Source organism: Luteibacter sp. UNCMF366Tsu5.1 (assembly GCF_900119235.1).
Taxonomy (GTDB): domain Bacteria; phylum Pseudomonadota; class Gammaproteobacteria; order Xanthomonadales; family Rhodanobacteraceae; genus Luteibacter; species Luteibacter flocculans.
The window spans coordinates 1,887,564-1,911,772 of record NZ_FPIS01000001.1; the positions used below are offsets into that span (position 1 = coordinate 1,887,564).

Annotated in this window: 22 protein-coding genes; 14 read left to right on the forward strand and 8 right to left on the reverse strand. The window is 63.9% G+C overall.

Annotation, left to right across the window (positions count from 1 at the left end):
* Position 1: 1 nt before the first annotated feature.
* The 6 genes from BT115_RS08450 to msrB all read left to right on the forward strand — a co-directional run bounded on the left by BT115_RS08450 (position 2) and on the right by msrB (position 5,980).
* Positions 2-1,525, forward strand: coding sequence for a CoA-acylating methylmalonate-semialdehyde dehydrogenase (locus BT115_RS08450; protein ID WP_072322002.1), 1,524 nt, complete (start codon positions 2-4; stop codon positions 1,523-1,525).
* A gap of 118 nt (positions 1,526-1,643) precedes the next feature.
* On the forward strand, positions 1,644-2,957 hold the full coding sequence (locus tag BT115_RS08455; protein WP_072322003.1) for a carbohydrate porin: 1,314 nt from the start codon (positions 1,644-1,646) through the stop codon (positions 2,955-2,957).
* 253 nt (positions 2,958-3,210) lie between these two features.
* Complete coding sequence (locus BT115_RS08460) at positions 3,211-3,930, forward strand: HAD family hydrolase (RefSeq protein ID WP_072322004.1); 720 nt, start codon at positions 3,211-3,213, stop codon at positions 3,928-3,930.
* Between the two features lie 79 nt (positions 3,931-4,009).
* Positions 4,010-4,957, forward strand: a complete 948-nt coding sequence (locus BT115_RS08465; RefSeq protein WP_255369372.1) for a YihY/virulence factor BrkB family protein — start codon at positions 4,010-4,012, stop codon at positions 4,955-4,957.
* A complete protein-coding gene (locus BT115_RS08470; protein ID WP_072322005.1) occupies positions 4,954-5,301 on the forward strand; it encodes a glycine zipper 2TM domain-containing protein in 348 nt (115 codons plus the stop codon). Before BT115_RS08465 ends, BT115_RS08470 begins: the two co-directional genes overlap by 4 nt.
* A gap of 91 nt (positions 5,302-5,392) precedes the next feature.
* Positions 5,393-5,980, forward strand: a complete 588-nt coding sequence (gene msrB, locus BT115_RS08475; RefSeq protein WP_072322006.1) for a peptide-methionine (R)-S-oxide reductase MsrB — start codon at positions 5,393-5,395, stop codon at positions 5,978-5,980.
* 39 nt (positions 5,981-6,019) lie between these two features.
* On the opposite strand, the gene BT115_RS08480 is transcribed toward msrB, so the two are convergent.
* The gene (locus tag BT115_RS08480; RefSeq protein WP_072322007.1) at positions 6,020-8,359 is read right to left on the reverse strand and encodes a S9 family peptidase; all 2,340 of its coding nucleotides are present in this window, start codon (positions 8,357-8,359) and stop codon (positions 6,020-6,022) included.
* Positions 8,360-8,463: 104 nt separating this feature from the next.
* Positions 8,464-9,276, reverse strand: a complete 813-nt coding sequence (locus BT115_RS08485; protein WP_072322008.1) for an SDR family NAD(P)-dependent oxidoreductase — start codon at positions 9,274-9,276, stop codon at positions 8,464-8,466.
* Between the two features lie 169 nt (positions 9,277-9,445).
* On the opposite strand from BT115_RS08485, the gene BT115_RS08490 reads away from it, so the two are divergent.
* From BT115_RS08490 to BT115_RS08520, 7 genes are all read left to right on the forward strand, one after another.
* Positions 9,446-9,904, forward strand: coding sequence for a PA2169 family four-helix-bundle protein (locus tag BT115_RS08490; protein ID WP_072322009.1), 459 nt, complete (start codon positions 9,446-9,448; stop codon positions 9,902-9,904).
* A 371-nt stretch (positions 9,905-10,275) separates the two neighbouring features.
* Positions 10,276-12,708 (forward strand): TonB-dependent receptor plug domain-containing protein, encoded by a 2,433-nt coding sequence (locus tag BT115_RS08495; RefSeq protein WP_072322010.1) that lies wholly within the window; start codon positions 10,276-10,278, stop codon positions 12,706-12,708.
* 117 nt (positions 12,709-12,825) lie between these two features.
* A complete protein-coding gene (locus BT115_RS08500) occupies positions 12,826-14,403 on the forward strand; it encodes a flavin monoamine oxidase family protein (RefSeq protein ID WP_072322326.1) in 1,578 nt (525 codons plus the stop codon).
* On the forward strand, positions 14,400-14,846 hold the full coding sequence (locus tag BT115_RS08505; RefSeq protein WP_072322011.1) for a c-type cytochrome: 447 nt from the start codon (positions 14,400-14,402) through the stop codon (positions 14,844-14,846). Before BT115_RS08500 ends, BT115_RS08505 begins: the two co-directional genes overlap by 4 nt.
* 134 nt (positions 14,847-14,980) lie before the next feature.
* On the forward strand, positions 14,981-15,460 hold the full coding sequence (locus BT115_RS08510; RefSeq protein WP_072322012.1) for an RNA polymerase sigma factor: 480 nt from the start codon (positions 14,981-14,983) through the stop codon (positions 15,458-15,460).
* Between the two features lie 2 nt (positions 15,461-15,462).
* Positions 15,463-16,053, forward strand: coding sequence for a hypothetical protein (locus tag BT115_RS08515; RefSeq protein WP_072322013.1), 591 nt, complete (start codon positions 15,463-15,465; stop codon positions 16,051-16,053).
* Between the two features lie 82 nt (positions 16,054-16,135).
* Positions 16,136-16,360 carry a hypothetical protein gene (locus tag BT115_RS08520; protein ID WP_072322014.1) on the forward strand — a complete coding sequence of 75 codons (225 nt, stop codon included), beginning with the start codon at positions 16,136-16,138 and terminating at the stop codon, positions 16,358-16,360.
* A 935-nt stretch (positions 16,361-17,295) separates the two neighbouring features.
* Here BT115_RS08520 and BT115_RS08525 read toward each other — a convergent pair.
* From BT115_RS08525 to BT115_RS18425, 6 genes are all read right to left on the reverse strand, one after another.
* Positions 17,296-17,712 carry an Sbal_3080 family lipoprotein gene (locus BT115_RS08525; protein ID WP_072322015.1) on the reverse strand — a complete coding sequence of 139 codons (417 nt, stop codon included), beginning with the start codon at positions 17,710-17,712 and terminating at the stop codon, positions 17,296-17,298.
* 76 nt (positions 17,713-17,788) lie between these two features.
* On the reverse strand, positions 17,789-18,373 hold the full coding sequence (gene ssb / locus BT115_RS08530; RefSeq protein WP_072322016.1) for a single-stranded DNA-binding protein: 585 nt from the start codon (positions 18,371-18,373) through the stop codon (positions 17,789-17,791).
* Positions 18,374-18,565: 192 nt separating this feature from the next.
* Positions 18,566-19,087 carry a fimbrial protein gene (locus BT115_RS08535; RefSeq protein ID WP_072322017.1) on the reverse strand — a complete coding sequence of 174 codons (522 nt, stop codon included), beginning with the start codon at positions 19,085-19,087 and terminating at the stop codon, positions 18,566-18,568.
* Complete coding sequence (locus tag BT115_RS08540) at positions 19,084-21,531, reverse strand: fimbria/pilus outer membrane usher protein (protein WP_072322018.1); 2,448 nt, start codon at positions 21,529-21,531, stop codon at positions 19,084-19,086. Before BT115_RS08540 ends, BT115_RS08535 begins: the two co-directional genes overlap by 4 nt.
* A gap of 7 nt (positions 21,532-21,538) precedes the next feature.
* A complete protein-coding gene (locus BT115_RS08545) occupies positions 21,539-22,273 on the reverse strand; it encodes a fimbrial biogenesis chaperone (protein WP_072322019.1) in 735 nt (244 codons plus the stop codon).
* 73 nt (positions 22,274-22,346) lie between these two features.
* On the reverse strand, positions 22,347-22,907 hold the full coding sequence (locus BT115_RS18425) for a fimbrial protein (RefSeq protein ID WP_072322020.1): 561 nt from the start codon (positions 22,905-22,907) through the stop codon (positions 22,347-22,349).
* A gap of 290 nt (positions 22,908-23,197) precedes the next feature.
* On the opposite strand from BT115_RS18425, the gene BT115_RS08555 reads away from it, so the two are divergent.
* Positions 23,198-24,196, forward strand: coding sequence for a polyprenyl synthetase family protein (locus tag BT115_RS08555; protein ID WP_072322021.1), 999 nt, complete (start codon positions 23,198-23,200; stop codon positions 24,194-24,196).
* The last annotated feature ends 13 nt before the right edge of the window (positions 24,197-24,209 follow it).

Consider the following 24,209-nt stretch of genomic DNA (forward strand, 5'->3'; position numbering starts at 1 on the left):
TATGTCTGCCCAACCCTCGAACCAGAATCTTCCCCGCATCGGCCACTTCATCGCCGGCAAGCCTTACCTCGGCTCGCCTGCGGGTACGGCGCCCGTCTACGATCCGGCACGCGGCGTGCCCGCCGCCGAGGTCGACCTGGCCTCCCCCGCCGATGTCGATACCGCCGTTCGTGCCGCGCACGACGCGTTCTTCGCCTGGTCGCAAACGCCACCGCTCAAACGTGCGCGTGTGATGTTCCGCTTCAAGGAACTGATCGAGCGCGACATGGACCGTCTTGCTCGCATCATCGTTGCCGAGCACGGCAAGGTGCTTTCCGACGCGAAAGGCGAACTGGTCCGCGGATTGGAAGTGGTCGAGTACGCGTGCGGCATCCCCGAACTACTCAAGGGCGAATACACCGAGCAGATCGCGAACGGTATCGACGCGTGGACGATGCGCCAGGCGCTCGGCGTGTGCGCCGGCATCACCCCGTTCAATTTCCCGGCCATGGTCCCGATGTGGATGTTCCCCATGGCGATTGCCTGCGGCAACACCTTCGTACTGAAGCCATCGGAACGCGATCCGACCCTGGCCGTGGAACTGGCGAAGCTGCTGAAGGAAGCCGGCCTGCCGGACGGTGTGTTCAATGTCGTGCATGGCGACAAGACGGCGGTAGACGCACTACTCGATCACGACCGCGTGCGCGCGGTGAGCTTCGTCGGCTCCACGCCCATTGCGGAATACATCTATGCGCGCGGCTGCGCCAAGGGCAAGCGCGTTCAGGCCTTGGGCGGCGCGAAGAACCACATGATCGTGATGCCGGACGCCGATCTGGACAAGACCGCCGACGCATTGATGGGCGCTGGCTACGGTGCCGCGGGTGAACGCTGCATGGCGATCTCCGTCGCCGTCGCGGTAGGCGACGCGACCGCCGATGCGCTCGTCGCAAAGCTCGCTCCGCGGGTGAGGGCCTTGCGTATCGGTCATGGTCTCGATGCGGACGTGGAGATGGGCCCGGTGGTGACGGGCATCCATCGCGACCGCATTACCGGCTACATCGACGACGGCGTCGCCGCCGGTGCCGAACTGGTCGTGGATGGCCGTGGCCATCGCGTCGCTGGTTGCGAGCAAGGCTTTTTCGTCGGCGGCACACTGTTCGATCGCGTGACCCCTGCGATGCGCATCTACAAAGAGGAAATTTTCGGTCCCGTGCTGTGCATCGTGCGCGTTCCGGATTTCGCAAGTGCATTGAAGCTGGTCGATGAGCACGAATTCGGCAACGGCACGGCGATCTTTACGCGCGATGGCCAGGTAGCCCGCGAATTCGCGCATCGCGTTCAGGTAGGCATGATCGGGATCAACGTGCCCATTCCCGTTCCGATGGCATTCCACAGCTTCGGAGGCTGGAAGAAGAGCCTGATGGGAGACCACCACGCCCACGGCCCGGAATCGGTGCGTTTCTACACGCGTCAGAAGGCCGTTACACAGCGTTGGCTGAACCACGACGAAAGCGCGGGTGCGGAATTTGCGATGCCCACCCATTAGTCAGACAAAAACACTATGATGCGCCGGTTGTGCGCAGCAAACGTGTTGTGCGTTGCAACTTAGATAATCAAAATCGAAGTACGAAAAAGCATAATTTTTCATTCAGGGAGAAGGGTCAATGCGCAAACAATTCATCAAGCGTCCGCTTGCCGGTGCGATGCTCGCGTGCCTCGCTCTCGGCACCACCGTCGCCCACGCCGACGACGCCGCCGGAAGCAAGTACCTGTTCGGAGACTGGAACGGGGAGCGTACGCGGCTCGAAGACAAGGGCATCACGTTCGACTTCGGCTACGGCTTCGAAGCGGCGCACAACTATTCCGGTGGCGATCGCAATATCACGCGATACACCGACCAGTGGAAATTCGGCAGCGCGTTCGATCTGGACAAGCTGTGGGGTTGGCACGGCGCCACGTTCAAGATGATCATCACCGACCGCAACGGTCGCAACATCGGCGCGGACGCCAACATCGGCAACAACCAGCTGATTCAGGAAGTCTACGGCCGCGGCCAGACCTGGCACCTCACGGTGTTCTCGCTGGAGCAGAAATTCTTCGACGATCGCCTCACCTGGAAACTCGGCCGCCTGCCGGTCGGTGAGGACATCAACCAGTTCTCGTGCGACTTCCAGAACCTCACGTTCTGCGGCGCGCAGCCCGGCAACATCGTGGGCGACTACTGGGTCAACTGGCCGACCAGCCAGTGGGCTACCGTGGTCAAGTTCAACACCACGACGGACACCTTCGTGCAGATCGCCGCGTACCAGGTCAATCCGAAGTATGTCGACGACTCCTATGCACGTCACAACGGCCTCAAGCCGAACTTCCCGGGTGGCACGACCGGCGCGCTGATTCCGCTGGAATTCGGTTGGAAGCCGACGATCAACGGCCTTCCGGGTTCGTATCGCGCTGGCGTCTGGTACAACACCTCGAAGGGTGACGACCTGTACCTCAATCAGGATCACCAGCCGCTGGCCGTCGCCGGTGGCGAGCCGTTGCAGCACGACTCGCGCAAGGGCGCGTGGATCACCTTCCAGCAGCAGGTGACGGGCGATGCCGGTGGCAAGGGCGCCACGGTGTTCCTCAACATCACGTCTGCGGACCACGCGACCTCTGCTACCAACAACCAGATCGCACTCGGCATGGAATACAAGGGCATCTTCGATCGCCCGAACGATTTCATCGGCGCGGCGCTCGGCGGTTCGCATGCCAACGGTTATGCCGCACGCAACCAGCGTCTGTTCAACGCGACGCATCCGGGCCAGGAAGGCATCGTCAACGACGGTTACGAGAAGGTGGCCGAAGTGTTCTACAGCTGGTCGCCGATCCCCTCGATCGCGATCCGTCCGAACCTGCAGTACATCAAGGATCCGGGCGGCAGCAAGCAGAACGACGACGCTTTCATCCTCGGCCTGAAGACCAGCATCGCGTTCTAAGCTCGTTGATACATCGACACCAAGAAGGCCTGGGTATCCCCCAGGCCTTTTTTTGCGGAGAGTCAGATGCAGGGGTGGGAGCCACCCTGGTGGCGATAAGCCAACGAAGCGGTGTGGCAGCGAGGCAAGTATCCCATCGCCAGCAGGCTGGCTCCCACCAGCAAGCTTCACCACCAGGGCGCTCCCACGTGCGCCTTGTGCGCGAGCGTCTTTCGCGCCAGTCTTCGCGGTTTCCCCCTAGGGCAGTGACAGCATGATCGATCTTGTCGGCTTCGATGGCGACGACACGCTCTGGCGCAGCCAGGAGTTCTACGACGCGGCCCAACGCGAATTCGAGGCGATCCTGGGGCGCTACGTGGACCTGGAAGGCCAAGGTCTGCACGACGCCCTGCTCGCCACGGAGAAGAACAACATCGCCTTGTTCGGCTACGGCGCGAAAGGCATGGCCTTGTCGATGATCGAATCGGCCATCGAACTCACGGACGGCCGGATCGAGGCGAAGGACATTCACCGCATCGTGCGGCTCGGCAAGGACGTGCTGGCCCATCCCGTGGACCTGCTGCCCGGCATCCGCGAGGCCGTGACAGCCGTGGCGTCCCGGCATCGTGTGGTGCTGATCACCAAGGGCGATCTGTTCCATCAGGAATACAAGGTCGCCCGCAGCGGCCTGGCCGACATCTTCCATCGCATCGAGATCGTCTCCGAGAAGGATACGGCCGCCTACACGAGGCTGTTCGCCGAGCTGGCCGTGACGCCAGACCGTTTCGCGATGGTGGGCAATTCGCTCAAGTCCGACATCGCACCGGTCGTCGCGCTGGGCGGATCGGGGGTGTATATGCCCTACCACAGCACCTGGGCACATGAATTGGTGGCGGACTTCGCCATGGGCGAACGCGTGATCGAGGTGGCAGGCGCAGCGGAAATCCCCGAGGCCGTGGCACGCCTGCACGACCGGCGCCCGCAGAGCGCCTGAGCCGAAGGGCCGACGGCTGCACGCTTTTTTCGCGCAGCTGCCGTGAAGCTGACCCCGCAGACGAAGCGGAGGCGATGGCGTGCATGCGACGGTGAAACAGGTGTGGCGGGTGATCCGGACGACCGCCAGAGGCTTCAGCGACGATGAGCTGATGACCCGGGCGGCGGCGCTCGCCTTCTATTCCGCGCTGTCCTTTGCGCCGCTGCTGGTGTTGCTGCTCTGGGTAGTCGCCTCGCTGCGGCCGGAATGGCAGGCGCAACTGGTGGATGGCCTGACCGGTCTGGTCGGGCCGCGGGCGTCGGAAGGTGTACGGCTGGTCATCGAGAACGCCAAGCAGCGGCCCAGCGTGGGCAGCATGGCGGGCATCATCGGCCTGGGCGTCACGCTGGTGGGCGCTTCGGCCGTGTTCACCCAGCTCCAGGGCGCCTTGAACCGCGTATGGAGCCTGCAACCGCGCCCCAAGTCCACGAAGGGCGCGGTGCTGGACTGGCTCCGCGCCCGCCTGCATGCGCTGGGCCTGCTTCTCTCGCTGGCGTTCCTGCTGGTGATCTCGTTCTCCGCCAGTGCGCTGATCGCCGTGTTCGTCCGCGGCGGCACCACCGGCTGGCAATTGCTGGAGATCCTGATCTCGCTGGTGGTGTTCGTGCTGGTCTTCGGCGCGATCTACAAGGTCTTGCCCGACGCGATCATCGAATGGCGCGATGCCATGGTGGGCGCCACCCTGACCGCCCTGCTCTTCGCCGTGGGCAAGTTCGCTATCGCCATCTATCTCGACCGCAGCAATGTGGGTGGCCCGTACGGCCCGGCTGGCGGCGTAGTGGTACTGCTTGTCTGGGTCTATTACTCAGCGCTGATCCTGCTTCTGGGGGCCGAGCTGACCGAGGCCGTGGCGGAGGCGCGCGGCACGCCAATTAAACCGCGGCCATACGCGATGTCGACGCGACCCGCCCCAGAGCCCCGGATTGACCCCTCCGTCACAAGGTCGGCGGTATCCCTTGAGGCCACTGATAAGGAGGACCTGCCATGAAGAGCACACTGCTCGCCACCGCCGCCATCGCTCTTGCCAGTGCGGCAGCCTTTTCCACGCCGCCGGCCGAGGCCCAGTCCCGCCGCAGCCAGCATCAGGTCTGCGAGAACGTGCGCGTGAAGCAGATCAACTCGAAGGACGACAACCGCCTGATCGGCACCGGCGTGGGCGCCGTCGCGGGCGGCCTGCTCGGCAACCAGGTCGGTGGCGGCAAGGGCAAGACCCTCGCCACGGTCGCGGGTGCGGTGGGCGGCGGCTACGCCGGCAACCAGATCCAGAAGAACCACCAGGACAAGAACGCCAGCTATACGACCGAGCGCCGCTGCCACTGGGTCAACGACTGACGCGAACCGCGCGTAAGGGAAACGCGCCCCGAACGGTCTGATGGGAAGGCCCCGGATCATCCCCGGGGCCTTCCCTGCTTCCGGAGGCCACATGCGCAACGATCCCGATCGCCGTCGTTTCCTGGGGGTGCTGGCCGCCACGGTGGCCGCCTCCGCGTCCCTGCCCTTCATCCTGCGCACCACGCGGCCCGCCATGGCCGCCGATGCGCCAGCGCCGAAAGGCGGCAGCGTGACGCTCGACTGCTTCGGCAACGACAAGAAGCCGCTGGGTACCTGCGTGCAGCCCCGCGTCGTGCTGGCGGACGACGCATGGAAGGCCAAGCTGAGCACGAAGTCGTATTACGTGACCCGCCACGAAGGCACCGAGCCGCCGTATACGGGCGAAGGCTGGGACCGCCACGACAACGGCATCTACCGCTGCATCGGCTGCGACACGGCGCTGTACGACTCGGCCACGAAGTTCGATTCCGGCACCGGCTGGCCGAGCTTCTGGCAGCCGATCTCGAAACGGAACATCGTGCAGAAAACCGACCGCAGCCTCATCGAAGAACGCATCGCGGTGAACTGCGCGCGATGCGATGCCCACCTGGGCCACGTGTTCGACGACGGCCCAGATCCCACAGGCCTGCGCTACTGCATGAACGCAGCGGCCATGCACTTCGTGCCGGTCGCCGCGTGACGCAAAGAAAAAACCCCGCTTTGCAGCGGGGTTTTTTCATCAACCGCCCGGAGGCGTCAGCGGCGTCAGCTCGAATTCCTTCGGCGGCGTTTCGCCCTTGAGGTAACGCACGAAGTAATCCCAGCGGCGACGCGTCATGTACTGCGTTGCCGCGCCATAGCCGTGATGCGCGTTCGGGATCATGACCAGGTCGAAGTCCTTGTTGGCCTTGATCAGCGCGTCCACGACGAGCAGGGTTTCGTACGGCGGCACGTTGTCGTCCGACGTGCCGTGGGCGAGCATCAGGTGGCCCTTGAGGCCCGACACCCACTTCTGGTTCGCCTGGTCGTCGTAGTTGGACTTGCCATCCTTGTCCATGACCAGCAGGCCCTGCCACTTCTCGGCCCAATCGTCCTCGTAGTTGCGGTTGTCGTGATTGCCGGACTCGGAGATGCCGACCTTGAAGACGTCGGCATAGCGGAACATCGCCGTGGCCGTGGCGTTGCCACCACCCGAATGCCCCCAGATACCGACGCGATCGCCGTCGAGCCAGTTGTACTTCTTCACCAGTTGCTTCACTGCGGCGACCTGGTCGGGAAGCGTGTTGTCGCCGATGTTCTTGAAATAGGCGTCGTGGAACGCCTTCGAGCGCCACGGCGTACCCATGCCGTCCACGGCGACCACGACGAAGCCGAGTTCGGCCAGCGCCTGGTTGTCACCGTGCGACGGAATGAAGCTGCGCGTACGCACCGAGCCGGTCTGCGGACCCGGATAGATGTAGACCACGAGCGGATACTTCTTCGCCGGATCGAAGTTCGTCGGCTTGAACATCTGCCCGTAGAGATCGGTCTTGCCGTCGCGCGCCTTCACCGTGAACGCGGTCGGCGGCACCCAACCCTTCGCCTTCAGCCGCGAGATATCGGCCCGGGCGATTTCCTTCACCGTGGCACCCGTGTCGGCACGACGCACCACCGCGACAGGCGGCGTGTCGATGGTCGAATACGAATCGAAGAAGTACGTGCCGTCCTTCGACATGGACACGCTGTGATCGGCGTTTTCCGGCGTCAGCAGCGTCAGGTCCTTGCCGTCGAAACCGACCTTGTAGAACTGCTGGTAATACGGATCGACGCCCTTCTCCCGACCCACACCACGGAACCAGATCGTCTTGGTCTTCGGATCGATATGAAGCACCTGGGTGACGTTCCAATCACCCGAGGTGATCGCGTGCTCCAGCTTGCCGGTCTTCAGGCTGTACATGTAGAGGTGGCCCCAGTTGCTCCGTTCGGAGAACCAGATCACCTCGTCGGTTTCGGGCACGTACTGCCAGTTGGCCATGTCGTTGCCGCCTTCGAAGTAGGTCTTGGCCTGCTCTTCGAACACGGTGCGCACGTCACCCGTCTCCGGGTTGGCAACGCGGAACCACTCATGCGTGTGGTCGCGTGCCGTGGACACGAAGGCGATGCTCTTGCCGTCGGCGGACCAACGCACGTCGTCCCATACGCCAGGGCTGCACGACACGTCGTCGCAAATGGTGGAACGGTGCTGGTCGGGCGGCATCTTGAAGCGCACGACCTTCTTCGTCGGCACGTCGATGACGACGCGCTCGATCATCGTTACGTCCTTGTCGCCCGGCAGCGGGTACTTCCACGTATCCACCTTCGGATGGCCGACGTTGACGCTGACCAGCGTCATCTCGCCGGTCTTGCGCTGGTCCTGCTGGAACGTGGCGATCTTCTTCGAATCCGGCGACCAGACGAGGATGGCCTCGTCGGTGTGTTTCCAGCCGGCATTGTCGGTGGCGTAGCCGTAGTCCTTGATACCGTCGGTGGTGAGCTGCGTTTCCGCACCCGTAGCGATATCGCGCACCCAGAGATTCCAGTCGCGAATGAAGGCCTCGGACTTGCCGTCAGGCGACTTCAGGCCCGGCTCCTGGCCGAGCGACTGGCCCTTGGCGTCTTTCTTCACGGCGGCGAGTTCGCACTTGCCGATGGCCTTGTCGCAAACGTAACGCTTGCCACCCGAGGTGATGTCGAGGCCGTCGTCGGGACGCACGACGAAGCCACTGACGGGCAGCTTGGCCGCGTCGATCTTCTTGCCCGTGGCGGCGGAGAGCGCGGAGGCGACCTTGTCGCGGTCGAACGCGCGGGTCGCTTCGCCGGTCGCGGCGTCCACCTTCAGGAACTGATCGCCGCTCTTGTCGTGGTCGCGATACCAGAAGTGGCTGCCATCGATCCAGGTGACACGCTGGACCGAGTGGTCTACGAGCGGCATCGTGTTGTTCGGCAGGAACGAGTCCGCGCGACGGTAGTCGTCGGTGGTGACGGTCTGGGCCGAGGCGGATGCCCCGATCAGTCCAAGAAGGACGGCGCCGCTAAGCACCGCATTGCGTTTGGTCGACATCGATGGTCCCCGTGGCGGCAGGGCGGTGCGGAAAGCACCGCAAACCGGACGAGGCTAGCCCCCGGCGATCGGCGAGGCCTATGCCAGAGGTCACGGGTGGCGCGCTAGCCGGTGTGCGCCCCGGTCCGGAACCGCCGCCCCTGCCGCTCGATCATTTTCAGCGCCAGGCCATCGGGGAGCAGCTTGAACAACGTCTTGATCGCGCGGTTCACCCCGCCGTTGACGTACACGGCCGTCCCGGCATCCACCGCATCCAGCCCCTGGCGCGCCACCGTAAGCGCATCCATCCACATGAAGGCCGGCATTTTCGATACCAGGTTGCGTGAACCGGTCACGTCGTGGAACTCCGAGTAAGTGAAGCCGGGGCAGACCGCGGTGGTATGCACCCCCGTGCCCTTGCCTTCCAGCGCCAGCGACTGGGAAAACTTGATGAGATACGCCTTAGACGCGGCGTAGAGCGTATGCCCCGCAGACCCGGGCACGTGTCCCGCAAGCGACGCGACGTTGACGATGCGCCCATAGCCACGCGCTTTCATCCCCGGCAGCAGTCGATAGGCCAGCTCGGTGGGTGCCGTCATCAGCACCTGGATGAAAGCGGCATGGGTGGACCACGGCTGCTCGTTGAAATAGCCAGGCACGCCGTAGCCCGCATTGTTGACCAGCACGTCGATCGCCAGCCCCTGGGCCTCGAGCGCCGCGACGAGGGCTTCCGGACCGTCCGGCCTCGCGAGATCGAGCGGCGCGACGATGGCTTCTATCGCGTGGCGATCGCGCAGCTCCTGCGCCAATGCTTCAAGCCGATCGGCACGACGTGCCGTGAGCACCAGGTCGTGACCACGACGGGCGAGTTCGCGCGCGAAAGCTTCGCCGATGCCGGCGGAAGCGCCGGTAACGAGGGCGCGTCGATTCGATGGCATGGAAACTCCGTACTGGCTGCGTGATCGTGAAGTATGCACCGACGTCGCATGAATGAATGAACGCCACGTGTGGTGAACGATGCCACGTCCTCTTCACGGTTCGTGCCCTTCTGAACCTCGAAGCTGGTCTCCGCGAAACATCCCCCCGAGTCAACAGGAGCTCACGACGATGACCAGCACCGACCACGATCTCAAGGTTCTCAATTCCCTCATCGAAACCACCATCGACAGCGCCGAAGGTTACGGCGAAGCCGCCAAGGACGCCGAGAACACTCGCTACGCTGCAACCTTCCAGCAGCGCGCCGCGGAACGCCGTCAGGTGGTGCAGACCCTGCAGCAGCAGGTTCGTTCGCTCGGTGGCACGCCGGAAGACGACGGCACGATCCTCGCCAAGGCTCACCGCATGTTCGTGGAACTGCGCGCGAAGATGAGCTCGAAGGACGACACCGCCATCGTTGACGAAGTCGAGCGCGGCGAAGATCACATCAAGGCGAAGTACGAAGACGCCATGAAGGACAACGACGTCACCGCCGGCACGCGCTCGTTGATCAATGAGGCATATGTGTCTGTGAAGGCCGGCCACGATCAGATGCGCGATCTGAAGCATGCGCTGCATGCGAATCGCTGAGGACAGCGATCCTCGTTGCTCGGTTATCGAGAGTGACTGCGCACTGAGTTGATCCACAGACTGCGGGTCGACATGAGAAGCCCCCGCTTGCGGGGGCTTTTCGCGTTGGTGGCTCGAATTCAACGGCGTGCCGACGCTAGGCACGTGTACTGGGGCCGCCACGCGGAATCCCGTCGTCGGCGCGAGATTTTGCCGCAGCGCAAAACCGGACCGGGCCAACGATTACAGCGTAATGACGCCCAGATAGCTAGATATTGACGCGTTGCAACATTCGCGCTTAGCCTCGAAGTGTCGCAGCTGGGGGGAAACATGCTGCGACGCAGATCCAGCCTAGGAGCCTTCTCTACTGACTGCCTGACCGGGGACCATCCATGACCAGACGACTCAAGCGACGCCTGCCGGCGGCCGCGCTGCTACCCCTTTGCTTGACGCATGCCCTTGCCGCCTCGGTAGCCTGGGCCGACGATACGCCGACCGCCGACACGGTCACGCCCGAAAAAGCCAAGCTGCTCCAGCAAGTCGTCGTCACGGGAACACGAAGCACCGACCGCACCGCGTCCGAATCCCTCGCACCGATCGATGTACTGAGCCCCGCAGACCTCAATGCCACCGGCAGTACGGATCTCGCCAGCGCCCTGAGCACCCTGCTCCCGTCGCTGGACTTCCCCCGCCCCGCCATCAACGACGGCAACGACGCGATCCGGCCTGCCAGCCTGCGCGGTATGTCGCCCGACCAGGTACTGGTGCTGGTGGACGGCAAGCGCTATCACACGACCAGTCTGGTCAATTACAACTCATCGGTCGGCCGCGGCTCGGCGCCGGTGGACCTCAATTCCATTCCGATCGCCGCGATCGACCACATCGAAGTGCTGCGCGATGGCGCCGCGGCGCAGTACGGCTCCGATGCCATCGCTGGCGTGATCAACGTCGTCCTAAAGCGAGGTGGCGCCGCAGGCGGCAACAGCATCACCGCCAGCGGCGGCATCATGGACAAGGGCGACGGCGCGCAGAACGGCGTGCAGGGCAGCATGGGGATACCCCTCGGCGGCCCTGAAGGCAGCGCGCCCGGCTGGATGCGCGTGGCGTGGAATTACCAAAACACCATGAACACCAATCGCGCGGAGAACCGCGATAAGTCCACCACGCTCGCCGGTGCCCCGAACCCTTCAGGTATCCCGTACGAGCGCTATGGCGACCCGGCGGTGAAGACGTACCAGTTGCTGCTCAACTTCGGCTACGACATCGCGCACGGCGTCGAACTGTACGGTTACCTCAATGGCAGCAAACGCGATGTCACCTCCAACGGCTACTACCGCGCTTACGACTCCGCGCGCAACGTGCCGGAGATCTACCCGAACGGATTCTTGCCGCAGATCGTCAATCACAGCAACGACATCGCCGCGGTACTGGGCGTGCGCGGTACCACGGACGGCGGCTGGCACTGGGACTTTTCGGCCGATCATGGCGAAAACAACCTCGGTTTCGACATCGCCAACAGCGTCAATACCAACCTGTTCTACACGCAGGGTTATTCGCCGACGTATTTCAACGCCGGCACGTTCCGCAACAAGCAGAGCGTCGCCAACCTGGACCTGAGCAAGGACGTGCACGTCGGATTCCTGCCCAATCCGGTGACAGTGGCGTTCGGCGCGGAATACCGGAAGGAAACCTATGACATCGAATCCGGCGATCCGGACTCCTACTTCTTCGAGCCCGCTACGCTGATCCCCGGCACCACCACGCCGTATGCAGGTGGCTCACAGGTGTTTCCGGGCCTGACGCCAGAGGTCGCCGGCAGCTTCGGACGGCATAGCCAGGCGGCGTACGTGGATCTGGAAACGGACGTGACCAGCAAGCTCTCCGCGGGCCTGGCCGGTCGCTACGAGCACTACAGCGACGCCGGTTCCACGCGCTCGGGCAAGCTGTCGGCGCGCTATCAGTTCACCGATACGTTTGCCTTGCGCGCCACGGCGTCCAACGGCTTCCGCGCGCCATCGCTGGCACAGCAGAACTACGAATCGGTCGTGACGCTGATCCAGAACGGCACGCTCGCGCAGATCGGCACGTATCGCACGTCGGACCCGGTGGCGATCGAACTCGGCGCCAAGCCTCTCAAGCCGGAGAAGTCGACCAACTATGGCCTGGGCGCGGTATGGCAGCCATGGAACGATTTCAGCGCGACCCTCGACCTGTATCAGATCCGTGTGGCCCACGCGATCCTGTATTCGGATCAGATCGCGGTAAACATCCCCAACAGTCAGGTCACCGGCGCGCAGTTCTTCGTCAATGGCGCCACCACGCGCACGCGCGGCGCCGACCTGATCGCCGCCTACCGCATGGACCTGACCGACTGGGGCCAGCTCAACCTCACGGCCAGCGGCAACTACAACAAGACGAAGGTACTGGAAGTTTCCACACCGGCATTTGGCCGTGCCAGCGAAGGCTTGCTGACCTCGTCCACCCCGCGCACCAAGTACGTGTTCGGCGGCGACTGGGAACTGAACGGTTTTGGTGTGCATGCGAACCTCACGCGGTATGGCTCGGTGATCCGCCGCGGTGACGCCGACGACGGCAGCCAGGACCAGAAGTTCGCCGCGCGATGGCTGCTCGATCTTTCCGGCAGATATGCGTGGCAGGCGTGGACCTTCACCGTGGGCGTGGACAACGTCACCAACCAGTATCCGACCAAGGCGTCGCTGGCCAACGTGTACGAAGACCGCGCCGATGGCTTGCAGTACTCCTCGCTGTCGCCCTTCGGTTTCAACGGCCGCTACTGGTACGGCAAGGTCGCCTACCGCTTCTGACGGCATCCCCTCCGCGCCGCACGCGCGGAGGGGCCATGTGCAGCATTCCGGATTCAGGGTCAGAGGTGATCGATGCACGACGAGGTTTCTTCGCGCGGAGGCGATGCGCCGCGCAGCATGAGGCGGCGCGACCTGCTGCGCATGATTGGCGCCACCGCGGGTGGCGCGGCGATGTACCAGGCGATGAGCAGTCTGGGTCTGGCGACCGAGTCGCCCTTTCGCGGCACGCCGCAGCTGCATGGCGCGCCGCGCGGCGCATCGGTTCTGGTGCTTGGTGCCGGCATTGCCGGCATGGTGGCCGCCTACGAGCTGCGCCAGGCTGGCTACAAGGTGCAGGTGCTCGAATACAACCATCGTCCCGGCGGCCGCAACTGGTCGCTGCGCGGCGGCGATCGCTTCACCGAACTGGGCGGATTCACCCAGCACTGCCAATTCGATGACGGACTGTATCTCAACCCCGGACCGTGGCGCCTGCCTTATCACCATCACGGCATCCTGTCGTATTGCAGGAAGCTCGGCGTGGCGCTGGAGCCCTTCGTGCAGGTCAACCACAACGCGTATCTGCACAGCGCCGATGCGTTCGGCGGCAAGCCGCAACGCTATCGCGAGATCAATGCCGACTACCGCGGCCACGTCGCCGAACTGCTGGCCAAGAGCACGCAGCAGGCGAAGTTGGACCAGAGCGTGAGCAAGGAGGATCAGGAACGCCTGCTGGAATCGCTGCGCGAATGGGGCGCGCTGGACCGGCAGTTCGCTTACGCGCGCGGCGAGACCAGCAGCAACCGGCGTGGCTACGACTGCGACGCCGGTGGCGGGCTGTCTGCCAGGCCGTCACCTTCCACGCCACTGCAATTGAAGGACGTGCTCGGTTCGCGCCTTTGGCAGTACCTGGTGGCGGGGGAAATCTACGAGTTCCAGACCACCCTGTTCCAGCCGGTCGGTGGCATGGGACGAATCGGCGAGGCATTCGGTCGTGAGCTGGAAGGCGTGATCCGCTATGGCGCCAAGGTCACCGCTATCCAACAGGACGATCGCGGTGTCACCGTGGCCTATGAAGACGCCGACACGCCAGGCGCCACGCACTCCGCGAACGCGCAGTGGTGCGTCTGTACCATCCCGCTGTCGATCCTCGGCCAGTTGCCGCTCAACGTCTCGCCCGCGATGACCGAAGCCATCGCCGCCGTGCCCTATGCCGCTTCGGTCAAAGTGGGACTGCAGTTCAAACGGCGCTTCTGGGAAGACGACGAGCAGATCTACGGCGGCATCACCTATACGGATCTACCGATCGCCAACATCGGTTATCCCAGCACAGGTTTCCATAGCGGCGGCAAGGGTGTGCTGCTGGGCGCCTATATGTGGGGGCAGGACGCGTACGAGTTCACCGCGATGGCGCCGGAGGAGCGCGTGCGCAAGGCGGTGGACTACGGCAACCGCATTCATCCGCAGTATCGCCAGGAATTCGAGAACGGCATCGCGGTGGGCTGGCATCGCTCGCCGTTCACCCTGGGCTGCTTCGGTGCGTGGTCCGACGAGATGCGGGAGCGCCATTACGACAACCTGTGCCGAATGGACGGCCGCATCGTGCTGGCCGGCGAGCACGCATCGTATCTGCCGGCCTGGCAGGAAGGCGCAGTGACGTCCGCGCTCGACGCCATCGAACGGCTCCATCGGCGCGCCACGGAAGGCATGGAATGAGCCGACACGCAAAACATGGCGCATGCGCGCTGGGCTGCATCGCGCTGCTTCTCGCCATAGGCGTTGCGGTGGCGCAGTCCTCCGACAACGCCGGGCATGCCGGTGGAAGAATTGCCGCTGCCGATGGCGAAGCGGTTTATCGCAGCATCTGCCAGGGCTGCCACATGCCCGACGCCAAGGGTGCGCGAGGCGCGGGCGCTTATCCCGCGCTGACCGGCAATCCCCGCCTGGTCTCGCCGCAGTACATGGCAGCCGTCATCCTCCAAGGGCGGCGAGACATGCCCTCATTCAAGCCCGCTGCAGAAGGCGAAGACCGCTTCTTGCGCGACGCCAGCCTAAGCGACGCGCAGATCGCCGACGTGATCAATTACATCCGCACCCACTTCGGCAACCAGTATCCCGACCGCATCAGCGCTGAGGACGTGGCGGCGATGCATCGGTGAGGCCTTTTCTCGGAACGGCCGGGGCATGCAACGAGACATCGTAGTGATACCTATCTCCTACCAGACTAGGCCTGCCTTGTAAGAAGATTCCCATTCAAGCGACTAAGGCCCCAAAGGGATGGGATACCAACGCCGTGTTGAGCCTCGAAGAGATCGTCGATAAGCACGCCGGCATGGTGCGTCGCATTGCGACGGTCTATGAGCGCCATCCCGACCGGATCGATGATCTCGTGCAGGAAGTCTGGCTGGCGGTCTGGCAGGCACTACCTCGCCTGGACAATCCGTCGATGCTCAAACCCTATATCGCCCGTATCACCCAGAACATTTGTGTCACCCATGTGCGTCGCGCGCTCGTACGCAAGGACGAACGCCTTGGCGACGGCATTGCCGATATGTCCGTGCCTGTCGACGAGGCCACCGATCATGCCAGGCAACTGGCGCGCCTGACCGAGGTGATACGTCAATTGCCAGAGCCTTTAAAGGCCGTCGCCGGCCTCTATCTCGAGGAGATACCGATCAAGGAGATCGCAACGATCCTCGGCATCAGTGAAAGCAACACGTCGGTGCGACTGCATCGCGCCAAAACTTTCATCCGGCTGAACTTCGGAGCCTAGACATGAGCGAACCATCGCAAGCCGATCCTTTCGCCACGCTTTGGCAATCCGCACCCAAACCGGACACCGGGCAGCTCCTGCGAGACCTGCAGCGGCTGCAGAAAGCGCAGCGGTGGCACAGCCGAATCCTCACTATCATTCTCTGTGGCATTGCATTGTTTTTTATTTTCGAGGAGGCCACCGGACGATCTGATACCCACGGGCTCATCAGCGCGTTGTGGATCGCCTTCGTTGCCGGTGCGATCGGATATCAGCGCGTGCGCTGCCGCTCCGTGGATCCGCTCGATCTCGATACGGTCAGCCTTCTCAAGCGCATGGTCACACGGGCAAAGCGGGGACTCTTCCAGGCGCGCTGTCTTTACCTGGGAACACCCCTGGGCGCAGTGACGGGGGCAGTTCTGACGAGGGTTCTGGCACCAGGGGCGGCGCCGAGTGAGCACATGGCCCAATCCAATCTGACGCTGATGCAAACGCTCGTCGGCCTGATAGCGCTGGTCGCCATGATCATCTCGGGACTCGTGCTGGCGCGCACCAGACAGCGCCAACTGCTGGAGCTCACCGGAAAACTGAAGTCGCTGGAAGAAAGTCTGTAAGAAATCCCACGTAGGCGCGACTTTGGTTCCGACGGATCAAGATCAACAAAGGTCTATCCGGCACCCACACTTGGAGGAACCCATGTCGAACGCACGCATCGCATCCATTCTTTTCGGTCTTGTCGCCGCCTGTGCTCTGATCGCCCTGGCCTGGTACCAGGCACATGGTGACCGCATGATTCTGTCGATATCCGGCGCTATCGCCATCGTAGTGATGGTGCTTGCGCTGATGCGTTTCATACCTGCACTGATTCGCTGTATCTCCACCAAGGGGAGCTGCGCTGTACGCCACGACAGGAGCAGGTGATGGGGATCCTGCAGCGTGCGCAAGAATCTTTTTCAACTGTCAGAACAGCCCAAAAAAGAGGTTCATCGCTGAATTCCAGGGCGCTGTCTGGATACGTCGATTCCTTCGCTGCGTGACTGCATGTGTCCAGCGGCTGGAGCTATCGCTAGCTCGTGCGACGAGGCCAGAGCCTTCGGTGTCCCCCTCGCTGCTCAGACAGGTCCTCCGCGTTCGGAAAGGATGGCCGCTGGCGCGGCCCATGTACCTAGCGGCCTTCGGCCGCTCTCTTGTGCGGAAACTCGCATCGAGGGGGACACCGAAGACTCCCACGATGACTGAGGTCACGTGTTGGGAGAGCCGCAGCGCTGCGCCATCTCACCGTCGTGATCCGAAGGCAGAGGCATCCGGCGACTCCACGCGAATGATCACCAAGGCAATCCACAGCGCAAGCTCAACGACATCACACCACCTCACCGTCCGAAGCGGTACAGGCGCCGATGCGAGGCCGAAGGCGAGCTACACCGACGAAGCGAGCCTTCAACAGCAACAGCTAGAAAACCTTACCCGGTAATGCGCGATGAACCAAAAAAGAACCCCCGTGTGCATCTTGCGATGTAGAGGCGGGGGGCCGTGTTACGCGCAAGGCTAAGGGCGCGTAAGGAAAACTTCAACATAAGAGGCCGGCCAATCCGCCCTTCGGCAAGAAGAGCAGCATGACCATCACCAATGATGGACGGCGAGGAAGATCGCGACGCGCTGACCTACAAGCGCAAGGGCTTCTGGCAGACCACTTCAAACAAGCAACTCAATTTCTTGCGCTTCCGCGAAGCAGCGACTAGCAGATAGACCAACCATCGAGCAGGAACCATCTGCGGTCTATGGATTGCGTCTGAGGCGGGTCCGACTGAGTGCGATGCTCGGATTCTTTTTTGAATCGCTTCAGTGTGACATTCGGCCTACTTGAGCAGTGAATCGATCACAGGATCCATCTTCGTCTTCACGCTTTGCCATTTCGCCACGGAAAGGCCACCTTTGCCCTTGAGGTGATACTCCGCATAGCCGATCTGTTTGCCGTCATGTTCCAGCCTGAGTTCGGCATGAGACAGGTACAGAGCGAAGTCCCACGACTGCAACGCGGTATACCTCAAGACGTAGGGACAAGCCTCAGGATTGATCGTTGAATAAACATCCGTAGCGATGTTGTGCCTCTGAAAGCCCTCCCTAAGCACGGGAAGGAAGTCCTTGACGATGACGTCGGGGTTTTCCTGGATACACACACGTGTGACATGGAGTGCGGGATCCAAGGGCCGTACTTGCACCGAGGTGCAGCCGGCAACGCCGAGCGGCAAGAGCGCCACAACAAGGTATCGCATGAATTTTCCCCTGTTCTACAAGAAGACGGGCGCTATGAGCGCCCGTCGATGGTACGTCGATTCACGATAAGGCGGCTTAGAACGGAATATCGTCGTCGTCGAAGCCTTCGTTGGCGGGCGGTGCCGAACGCGGGGCGTTGCCGCCGCGGGGCTGGCCGTAGTCGTCGCCGCCGCGCGAGCCACCGGCGTAGCCGCTGCGCTGCTGGCCGCCACCGCTGCTCCAATTGTTGCCGCCACCGCCGCCCTGACCACCACCGGCGCCGCGGGCCTGCTGCGGACGACCGCCGCCCTGCCCACCGCCGAAGCCGCCGCCTTCGCCGCCGCCCTGGCCGCCGAGCATCTGCATCTCGTTGGCGATGATGTCCGTGGAGTAGCGCTCGACGCCGTCCTTGTCGGTGTACTTGTCGGTGCGCAGCGAGCCTTCGATGTAAACCTGACGGCCCTTCTTGAGGTATTCACCCGCGATCTCGGCGAGCTTGCCGAACAGCTTCACGCGGTGCCACTCCGTGCGCTCCTGCTTTTCGCCGCTCTGCTTGTCGGTCCACGCTTCGGACGTGGCGATACGCAGGGAGGTGATGGCCGTACCGCTGCCGGTGTAACGGGTTTCCGGATCCGCGCCGAGGTTGCCGACGATGATGACCTTGTTGATGCCGCGTGCCATGGATTTACCTCGTATGCGTGTCGTTGGCGCCACCCGGGCGGGAGCGGGCGCCGCTGCCGCCGATCATAGCCAGCCCCGGCGCGAGAGGCGGGGCTGGCGGATCGGCTGGACCGTGTAGTTTGGTCGAAGGCCGCGCCGAGGGCAATTCGTCATCGACGAGACGCCATGGCGCGGCCGTGGGGGCCAGGTCCTTCATTCCCAGGTGATCTGGATCTGGCCGGTCGCCCTGGCCTGACCCGGCGAAAGGCTCCCCACCCGAACGTAGCGAGCCCGAAACGCCAGCTCCGGCTGCCCACCTGCCCAGGTGAAGACAACCGGCCTGCTGCCGTCCGGAAGGAGGGGTTGGCCCGACCCCGATTGCGTTTCGACGGCGACGCCCACCGCCGGCCCCGAGACGGCGAGGTATCGCGCATCGGGGGCGTAGATCGGAGCGCGCAGGGTGACGTAGGCGCGTGTCGCCCCGATGCAGTCGATTCCCTTGAGGCTAGCGTGGCGCCAGGGACTGGTCGATCCGATCACGGGCAGTTCGGAGGCCGACACCGTACCCAGATCGATACGGATGAATTTGGCCGTGAGGCCGCAGGACGGCGCGATGGTGCCCCGCACCTCGAAATCGACCTTATTCATCGGGGGCGTCAGCCCCGTGCTGCCGACGATGGCAGCAACCATGGCCAAGCTGCGTCCACCGCTACGAGGGGTCTTGTTCTTACTCATTCGCATACTCCGTTGTGTTGTGTCGACGACGCGGTTCGTGGTTCGGCATCGCTCCAACGCAATGCGCAACGCGTCGTGGCGCCGTCGGACCAGCGGATGGTCCACGGCCCTGCGCCATCGTCCGATCGAAGGAAGACGCGGCCGCCCTGGCCCACGATCCCTACCGAGCGCTCTGACCGATCGAGCACTTCCGCGCCGAAAGGCACGGGTTTCCCATCGGCGAGCGAAACCGTCACGAGCACGGTTCTTGCGACCTCGGTCTCGAAGGGCACTAGCACTACCGCGCCTGCAGTGGGGGCTACCTGGCGGTGCGTGGAAGTGAAGCCCACGTCCAGCGACGTGCCCGAGGGATCGAGATCGACAGCGTTCCAGCGATAAGGCATGAGATAGGGCACGACGGCATAGCCGCTGCGGCCGACGCGCACATCGCCACTGCCACCGACATGGGCGCCATGCGCCTGCGCTGCCTTGACCAGCCCGACGGCATCGCCGATGCGGTGCGTCGGCGTGATGCCGCCACCGTGAACCACGAGACCGCCTGCCGCCGAGACCGAGGTCGACCTCACTGCCGAGGTGCGATCGAACGCGACGTTGATTTCACCCGCGCCGAAGCGGCGACCCCACGAGCCATCGATACGGCCGCCTTCCTGCCGATCGCTGCCGATGGCCACGCCGTACGTCGTCTCCGCCCTCGCGCCCGTCGTGCCATGCACGCCGACCCGCGTGCCTGCTGCTGCCGGCCCGCCATGTAGCGTGGCATGCAGGCTTGCGGTGGAAGGCGACCCGCCCAACGGTACGGAAACATTGAGTTGGGCAGCCGCGTCGTTTGTCGCATACCGCGAGCCACGACGACGCGAGGCCCGGACCGATAGATCCATGCTCATGCGCTGCCAACTGCGCGCCCAGGAGAGAGCGAGTTCCGCACTGTCGCCTTCGCCATGCGCAAGCGCTGCGTGCGCCGCCGTGACACTGAGGTAGCCGTAGCTGGCACCGAGGTCGGCCTGCACCAGCACGTCGATACGCCGTCGCTCGGTGGACGCCGTGCGATCGTACCGCCCCCCCGATGATGTCTCTTGCCCGAGCGCAAGCCCCACCGAAACCACGATGTCGTCGCGCCATGACCTGCCGTGCCGAAGATTCCAGCGCTTTGTGCCGGATGACGGCCACAGCGCGCCCGTCACGTCGAGCGAAAAGGCGCCCACGCGAGTCCCCCGTGCCGCCCCCATCAACAACGACGTGCGCGCGTGTGTATGGCGCAACCCCGCATAGGATGTGATCTGGCCGACGAACCCATGTCGCCAGCCCGCATCGACCACCGCAGCGCGTGTGTTGCGAAGTCCCACGCTACGGCCCGCGCTGACAGCGTAGGTCGTTTGCCCTTCGCGAAGCAGGTCCGGCACCGGAAAGAACGGAACGCGAAAGGTCTGGCGTTGACCGTCGCGCTCATCCACCTCGACGTCCAGATCGCCTGCCCTGCTCGCGGTGTACAGATCATCGATCACGAACGGCCCCGGCGGCACGTCGAGCTCGCGGATCACGACACCGTGCTGCCGAATCCTTACCGTCGCATGCGTACCGGCGAAGCCCCTCACGGGTGGCGCGTAGCTACCGAGCGCGTCGGGCGCCATGCGTGCATCGCTGGCGATGGACACGCCATGCAGCCGCAACGGCGAGAACGAGCTTTGCGATACCGGTATATCGCCGAGCCGGAGTTGCGAACGCCACGCGTCCACCTGCCGCTCGACGTAGGCGTGGCGTCTGAGGTAGCCCTTCGCCGACCACAGGCCCGCCTGGCGCAAACGCCACGCGCCGACGTTTACACCGGTGTCGGCGGCCAGAACGACCGACTGGCGACGGCCCATGCGTGAGGCCACTTGGCGAGCGCTCGCTCGCCAGGCGAGCAAACCAGCCGTCACTCCGTGCTCCCACTGACTCGGCGACACGGCATGAGGACGTCGACGCAGTACGAAGGCCTGAGGAATGTCGATGTCCAGACGCTGCTCGCTCACGTCCATCCGGCTGGATGCGGAAGGTAGGCGTGCCTCCAGAGGCATGCAAGGATCATCGTCATCGGCGATCGGGGCACCGGGCGCCAAGCCATAGGAAACCAGAGCGGCGTGATCGATGCATGGATGGGCATTGGCACCGTCACTTGTCGCTGCGAAGCGGATCGACTCGCGCGCCTGCCACTCGCCGTTCATCCAGATGTCCACGTCGTAATGGCCCGGAAGCACGGGATTGCCGTGGGCGAAACGCGAGAGGTCTAGCGTCTCGGCACCATCGCCCGGAAGAAAGGTGGGATCGAAAATCGCCTCGGGAGCTTCTTGGGCGTGGATGGACAGGGTCAGCATGAGGCACCCCACCATGGCGATACGTGCCCTGCGCTGGCAATCGACGCGGCGCCCGCCCCGATCCGGCGCCACGCCCTTCGTGTCACCGGCCATGCGCGGGTCACGGCTCCACCGTTGCGGACAAGGGAAGGGTCGCGCCGTAGTCGTTGATGGTCGAAAACTCGACCTTCGCCACCCTCACCGCGCGCTTGTCGGGCGGTAGGGTGAAATGCGCCGAAGCGCCGGGGGCGACCATGCCTCCCCCCAGGGCCATGCGTGTCGCGTCCTTTTCGCCCATGACGTCGATCGCGTGGAAGGACACGTAGTAAGGCGACGGGTTGTCCACGCGAAGCGAGATGAGCTTGTCTTTTCGATCCATCGTCCAGCGCAACATCGACGCAGCGCTTTCGGGCGGCGACTTAAGACCCGCGGGTCGATGGAACAACTTCAGGCGGTGGCGGAAGGCGAACTGCAGTACGTTCTTGCCTTCGGTCTCGGGCGCCTTCGGCGGTATTTCCAGCACGTTCAACCAATAAAGCGTCTCGCGGTCGCGAGGCGCCGAATCGCCCACGTGCACGATGCGCAATGCATGACCCTGACCCGGATCGACCCGGAACATCGGGGGCGTGATGGCGAACGGGGCGCGTGCATTGGAAGGCGACGACGCTTCATCGCCGTCATCGATCCACACCTGAACAAGAGCGGGGTCGCTACCCTTGTTCTGTATTTTCAACGAGACGTCGCGTGCTTGCGCGGGGAACACAACGCGCGTGCCCCCGATGACCACGGCACCCAGCACTGGCTGGGCAAGTGCAAAAAGGGTAACGGCACACAGGGCCGATATCGCTCGAAACATGACGAATCCTCCGTCGGTGACTTCCTTGGACCGGCCGGGTCTTTCGCTCCGGCCGGCACGATAATCGGTGCGACTACTGATACACGACCTGGAAACCCACCCTGGAGTTGGCGGTGCCACCCTTGACGCTGCCGAGGCTGTAATACCGCGCGATGAGCGGGATTTCGGCGACGTGGCCCGCCACGATGACGCCTTGCGAATCTTGCGTGTACATGTTGATCGGCGAACCATCTGCGTTGACCATCTGAATCTGCACGCCCCTGGCGGCATTCGTGCCGGGATCGACGTTGAGACGGCCGGTACTGCGGTCCAGACGGGGGCTTGCCGGGTCGAAACGGACCTTGGCAGTCACGCCATCCGTGCAATTCGTATCGGCATCGCCACCGATGCGGATGGTGAAACCTCGGTCGCCAGCGACGTCGCCCGCGTTGGCGAGCACACCCGCGCTGATGTCGCCGAGTGCCACCGCCTTGCTGGCGTTGCCACCGCCCGGCGGCTTCCCCTCGACGAGGCACGTGGTGGCGACGATGTTGCCGGTGATTTCGATGACGCCGTCGTTGCCCGCGACCGCAGGGGCAGAGCCGACGGCAAGGGACGACGCGAACAGAGCGGCCGCGGAGAATGTCTTGTACATGGCGCTTCCTTTTTTGAAATGGCGCGCCGGCTCGCGGCGCCTACCGATCTCCGCATGCGGGAAGCAAGGATTCGATACGCAAATTCTGAAAAATCGGTCGTATCGACTGCGCTCCAAGGGCAAGCCCGTTGGCGTTTGTGGCGTTCATCTGGATTAGACCAGGGCGTGGGACGTCGGAGCACGCGACCCGCCTCGCCAGCGGCGAACCGGGCGCTGCGAAGCCTCGGCCACCGAAACGGACCGGTAGCCCCCTATAATGCGGGTTGCTCCGCCGCACGCGACCAACGTCCATGTCCTCCACCGCCGCTCGCTCCAACTCCCTCGATTTCGCTGGTGTCCGCGCACTGGCGGCGAACGACATGAAGGACGTCGATGCCCTCATCCGGCACCGCCTGTCGTCCGACGTCGTCCTCATCAACCGCATCGCCGATCACATCATTGCCGGCGGCGGAAAGCGGCTTCGCCCGATGCTCCACGTGCTTGCCGCGCGTGCCGCGGGCTATCAGGGCACGGAACACGCGAAGCTGGCGGCGATCATCGAATTCATCCACACGTCCACCCTGCTGCACGACGACGTGGTCGACGAATCGGACATGCGCCGCGGCCGAAAGACCGCGAATGCCCTGTGGGGCAATGCCGCCAGCGTGCTGGTGGGCGACTTCCTCTATTCGCGGTCGTTCCAGCTCATGGTGGAACTCGACGACATGCGCATCATGCGCATCCTCGCCGACACGACGAACACCATCGCGGAAGGCGAAGTGCTGCAGTTGCTCAACATCGGCAATGCGGACGTCGACGAATCGGCGTATCTCGCGGTGATCGAGCGCAAGACCGCCGTGCTGTTCGCCGCAGCGACCGAACTGGGCGGCGTGCTCGGCGGTTTGCCGGAAACCCAGGTGGCCGCACTGCGGCGCTACGGCATGGAACTCGGCTACGCCTTCCAGATCGCCGACGACCTGCTCGACTACGTATCGGACGCCGAGACCCTGGGCAAGAACATCGGCGACGATCTCGCCGAAGGCAAGCCCACACTGCCGCTCATCTACGCCATGCAGACGGCGGATGCCGACCAGTTGGCGTCGCTGCGCCATGCCATCGAACACGGCGGACTCGATTCGCTGGATCGCATCGTGGCCGCCATTCGCGACTCAGGCGCCCTGGAGCGCACGCACGAACGTGCGGTGACGCACGCTACGGCGGCGCGCGAGGCGCTGAGCGACCTTCCGCCGTCGACGCATCGCGACGCCCTCGCCGCGCTGGCGGATTACTCCGTCGAACGACGCTTCTAAACGCACAACCACC

Excerpts from the sequence above, each read along its gene's own strand:
- BT115_RS08515 (WP_072322013.1), top strand. The coding sequence starts at position 15,463 with ATGAGCGAACCATCGCAAGCCGATCCTTTCGCCACGCTTTGGCAATCC.
- BT115_RS08450 (WP_072322002.1), top strand. The coding sequence starts at position 2 with ATGTCTGCCCAACCCTCGAACCAGAATCTTCCCCGCATCGGCCACTTC.
- BT115_RS08545 (WP_072322019.1), bottom strand. The coding sequence starts at position 22,273 with ATGTTTCGAGCGATATCGGCCCTGTGTGCCGTTACCCTTTTTGCACTT.
- BT115_RS08500 (WP_072322326.1), top strand. The coding sequence starts at position 12,826 with ATGAGGCGGCGCGACCTGCTGCGCATGATTGGCGCCACCGCGGGTGGC.
- BT115_RS08480 (WP_072322007.1), bottom strand. The coding sequence starts at position 8,359 with ATGTCGACCAAACGCAATGCGGTGCTTAGCGGCGCCGTCCTTCTTGGA.
- ssb (WP_072322016.1), bottom strand. The coding sequence starts at position 18,373 with ATGGCACGCGGCATCAACAAGGTCATCATCGTCGGCAACCTCGGCGCG.
- BT115_RS08490 (WP_072322009.1), top strand. The coding sequence starts at position 9,446 with ATGACCAGCACCGACCACGATCTCAAGGTTCTCAATTCCCTCATCGAA.
- BT115_RS08470 (WP_072322005.1), top strand. The coding sequence starts at position 4,954 with ATGAAGAGCACACTGCTCGCCACCGCCGCCATCGCTCTTGCCAGTGCG.
- BT115_RS08455 (WP_072322003.1), top strand. The coding sequence starts at position 1,644 with ATGCGCAAACAATTCATCAAGCGTCCGCTTGCCGGTGCGATGCTCGCG.
- BT115_RS08535 (WP_072322017.1), bottom strand. The coding sequence starts at position 19,087 with ATGAGTAAGAACAAGACCCCTCGTAGCGGTGGACGCAGCTTGGCCATG.
- BT115_RS08485 (WP_072322008.1), bottom strand. The coding sequence starts at position 9,276 with ATGCCATCGAATCGACGCGCCCTCGTTACCGGCGCTTCCGCCGGCATC.
- BT115_RS08525 (WP_072322015.1), bottom strand. The coding sequence starts at position 17,712 with ATGCGATACCTTGTTGTGGCGCTCTTGCCGCTCGGCGTTGCCGGCTGC.
- BT115_RS08495 (WP_072322010.1), top strand. The coding sequence starts at position 10,276 with ATGACCAGACGACTCAAGCGACGCCTGCCGGCGGCCGCGCTGCTACCC.
- BT115_RS18425 (WP_072322020.1), bottom strand. The coding sequence starts at position 22,907 with ATGTACAAGACATTCTCCGCGGCCGCTCTGTTCGCGTCGTCCCTTGCC.
- BT115_RS08555 (WP_072322021.1), top strand. The coding sequence starts at position 23,198 with ATGTCCTCCACCGCCGCTCGCTCCAACTCCCTCGATTTCGCTGGTGTC.
- BT115_RS08460 (WP_072322004.1), top strand. The coding sequence starts at position 3,211 with ATGATCGATCTTGTCGGCTTCGATGGCGACGACACGCTCTGGCGCAGC.
- BT115_RS08540 (WP_072322018.1), bottom strand. The coding sequence starts at position 21,531 with ATGGCCGGTGACACGAAGGGCGTGGCGCCGGATCGGGGCGGGCGCCGC.
- BT115_RS08520 (WP_072322014.1), top strand. The coding sequence starts at position 16,136 with ATGTCGAACGCACGCATCGCATCCATTCTTTTCGGTCTTGTCGCCGCC.
- msrB (WP_072322006.1), top strand. The coding sequence starts at position 5,393 with ATGCGCAACGATCCCGATCGCCGTCGTTTCCTGGGGGTGCTGGCCGCC.
- BT115_RS08505 (WP_072322011.1), top strand. The coding sequence starts at position 14,400 with ATGAGCCGACACGCAAAACATGGCGCATGCGCGCTGGGCTGCATCGCG.